At 29.5% G+C, this 3,024-nt stretch carries 5 protein-coding genes; 4 read left to right on the forward strand and 1 reads right to left on the reverse strand.

Annotated elements, in window-relative coordinates:
• From ACTHUW_RS12615 to ACTHUW_RS12630, 4 genes are all read left to right on the forward strand, one after another.
• A partial coding sequence (locus tag ACTHUW_RS12615; protein WP_442213528.1) for an HTH domain-containing protein occupies window positions 1-214 on the forward strand: 214 nt, incomplete at its 5' end.
• Window positions 215-334: 120 nt separating this feature from the next.
• Window positions 335-676, forward strand: a complete 342-nt coding sequence (locus ACTHUW_RS12620; RefSeq protein WP_256092565.1) for a LysR substrate-binding domain-containing protein — start codon at window positions 335-337, stop codon at window positions 674-676.
• Window positions 677-786: 110 nt separating this feature from the next.
• Window positions 787-1,311, forward strand: coding sequence for an acyl-CoA thioesterase (locus tag ACTHUW_RS12625; RefSeq protein ID WP_002508681.1), 525 nt, complete (start codon window positions 787-789; stop codon window positions 1,309-1,311).
• A 7-nt stretch (window positions 1,312-1,318) separates the two neighbouring features.
• Window positions 1,319-1,693: a hypothetical protein gene (locus ACTHUW_RS12630; RefSeq protein ID WP_002512561.1), complete on the forward strand. Its 375-nt coding sequence runs from the start codon at window positions 1,319-1,321 to the stop codon at window positions 1,691-1,693.
• Window positions 1,694-1,816: 123 nt separating this feature from the next.
• Here ACTHUW_RS12630 and ACTHUW_RS12635 read toward each other — a convergent pair whose 3' ends face one another.
• Entirely contained in the window at window positions 1,817-2,854 is a 1,038-nt protein-coding gene (locus ACTHUW_RS12635; protein WP_442213531.1) for a 2,3-butanediol dehydrogenase, read from the reverse strand.
• Window positions 2,855-3,024 lie beyond the last annotated feature (170 nt).

Consider the following 3,024-nt stretch of genomic DNA (forward strand, 5'->3'; position numbering starts at 1 on the left):
TGAACTTGAAGCTAACTTATTAAGTGAACGTACGAAAAAAGGATTAGAAGCAGCACGAGCAAGAGGGCGAAAAGGCGGGAGGCCTTCATTACCTGACCATAAGAAAAGAGAAATTAAGTTTCTATACGATGAACAAAAACTTACAGGAGAAGAAATTGCTAAGCAAACTGGTGTAAGTCGTTCAACGGTATACAGAATAATAAAAAATAATTAGTTTAAACAACTGGTAACGTGAAGAAATAATAAAAACTTTAATAAATTCTCTTTTTTAGAAGAAAAATTAAAATTGGTCGTTCATAAAAAATCATGAATTATCTAAAAAACAACGATTGATATTAAAGATTTAGAAGAACAAGAATTTATTTTATTTAATTCTGATTTCTATTTAAACCATAAAATCAAAAATACATGTAGAAATTATGGCTTTAATCCTAATATGATTTTTAAAACCACTCAATGGAGCTTCACAGAAGAAATATTATTAAATAATCTAGGGATATGTATATTACCCGAAGGAATACTAGACTTATTAGATAATAATTTACAAGTCATCGATATTAATAAACCTTCCATGAAATGGGAACTTACTATTATTTGGAGAAAAGATATTATAGTTGATTCTTTAACAAAAAATTGGATTAAATTTCTCCAAGAAAAATTCTTAATTAACTATTAAATATAAAAGCATTTGAGAAATTTATAGCTATATAAAAAAAGGATATTTTATATTTATACACTCTCGCTCTATAATTAGAACGTAAAACATTATAGAAACGGGAGTTTTTTATGGAAAATTATAAATTTCCTAGTGATAGTAAAATTGTCAGTACGGACCAAGTATTAATTAATGATTTAAACAATTATAATACACTATTTGGGGGGGTGTTAATGAAAAAAATTGATAATAACGCCACACTATCAGCTAGAAGACATGCAAGAGTTAAAGAATGTGTTACAGCTTCTACAGATTCAGTAGAATTTTTATATCCAATCACCCAATCTGATTCAGTTTGTATAGAATCTTATGTAGTTTATACAGGAGAAAAATCTATGGAAATATTTTGTAAAGTCATTTCAGAAGATATGATTACTGCAGAAAGAAAAATTGCTGCTGTAGCTTTTCTTACTTTTGTAGCTTTGGATGAAAAGAAAAAACCAATTAAAATACCCAAAATCTCTCCTCAGTCCAAAGAAGAAAAATTATTATTTATGGATGGCGAAGCAAGAGCTAAAATGCGAAAAATTAAAAGATCACAAACTAAAAATATAATTGACTCTCTTGATATCAATAAGCCATGGGAATTGGAGTAGTGATAAAATGATTAATGAAATGGAAGAATTAAACCAAATTAAGTTAGATTTGAAAAAACTAAGAAACGAATTTCCTAGTATGTATGAAAAGTTAGAATATATAGCTAGTTTGACAAGACAATTAAGTATCCATTATAAATATTTAGGAGCACTTATGTTTTCAGATAACCGTGAAAATATTCAAAATGAGAGACCAATTTTAATAAGAGAATCTGTTTTAAAATTATATGAACAAGAAGTAGCAAAAGTTAAAAAAGATAGTGATTTTGTGTTTTTTAAAGATATGATGTTAAAATTCCAAAATGTGGACTACTCACAAATATTTCTTATCATTTTAGGTGCTGAACCTGATTTTGTATTTAATAATACAATTATTAAATAATAAGTTCATTAAGAATGCTTAGATTAACAAATTATAAAAATTTAAAAATCACTTGACTAAATAAAACTATATTTTAGCTAATAAAAGAGCCACTCTGATTTAGATTGGCTCTTTTATTAGCTTTTATAACTTAACGAGAATTTTTGCTTGTGATTTATCGTTTACAAGTTGTTTAAATCCTGACTCCACAATATCATCTAACTCTATCTCATCAGTAACGACATCTTTAACTTTTAAATTACCTTCTTTAATTAAATCTATTGTTTGTTGAAATGTAGTAGGTGTATAAGCAATTGTCGAAGTGAGCTTTACACCTGTATTTGTTAATTGCATTGGATTCCATTCAATAGGATGACCAAATATAGACACTATAACGACAGTACCTCTTGCTTTAGTAACGTCTATAGCAGATTTAAGTGTTGGTGCTACACCAGCTACTTCAAATGCTACATCAACTCCATTATCTGTATGTTTATTAATAACATCACTTGGATCTGATTCACCAGAATTTATAGTATGAGTAGCACCAATCGCTTTAGCTTTATTCAATCTTTCTTCTGATAAATCAAAAACAAATATCTTACTTGCACCTGCAGCTTTAGCTGCTATGACTGTTAATAAACCGATTGGACCTGCACCAAAAATAGCAACAGTATCGCCAAATAGAACTTCACCTTCTTTAATTGCTTGAACTGCAACAGCCATCGGTTCTACAAGGGCTCCTTCTTTATCAGAAACGTTATCTGGCAATTTATAAACATTCTCTTCTGGGACGTTTGTAAGTTCTGCAAATCCACCATCAGAACCTAAGCCTATAAATGAATAACCATCATAAAGATCAATATTTTCTTCTTTTTCACGATTTGAAACTGTAGGATTAATGACAACACGATCGCCTTTATTAAATTTTGTAACCTTAGAACCAATATCATCTACTACACCTGCAAATTCGTGGCCTAATGTAACGGGCGCTTTTTGGCCAAGGAACGGGTCAGGTTTGTCTGTTGAAATAAATATAGGGCCTTCTAAGTATTCATGTAAATCTGTACCACAAATGCCAGCCCAAGACACTTTAACTTTAACCTCATTATCTTGTAACTCTTTAGATTTTCGATCTTCAACTCGTACATCCTTTTGACCATACCAAACTGCTGCTTTCATTGATAAAACCTCCTTGTTTTAGTTAATTTAATAGTATGCCTTTTAAAAGTTACTTTGCAACAGAACCACTTTTATAATAACTTATGTTTGCGTAATAATTCTTCAATGAATGTGCCATGTATTTTTTCCATCGCTTTTTTTAGAACTGAACGTTTAAGAAAGTTCTTATT

It is taken from the genome of Senegalia sp. (in: firmicutes), from assembly GCF_052088025.1.
GTDB lineage: Bacteria > Bacillota > Clostridia > Tissierellales > SIT17 > Anaeromonas.

Excerpts from the sequence above, each read along its gene's own strand:
- ACTHUW_RS12625 (WP_002508681.1), top strand. The coding sequence starts at position 787 with ATGGAAAATTATAAATTTCCTAGTGATAGTAAAATTGTCAGTACGGAC.
- ACTHUW_RS12630 (WP_002512561.1), top strand. The coding sequence starts at position 1,319 with ATGATTAATGAAATGGAAGAATTAAACCAAATTAAGTTAGATTTGAAA.
- ACTHUW_RS12635 (WP_442213531.1), bottom strand. The coding sequence starts at position 2,854 with ATGAAAGCAGCAGTTTGGTATGGTCAAAAGGATGTACGAGTTGAAGAT.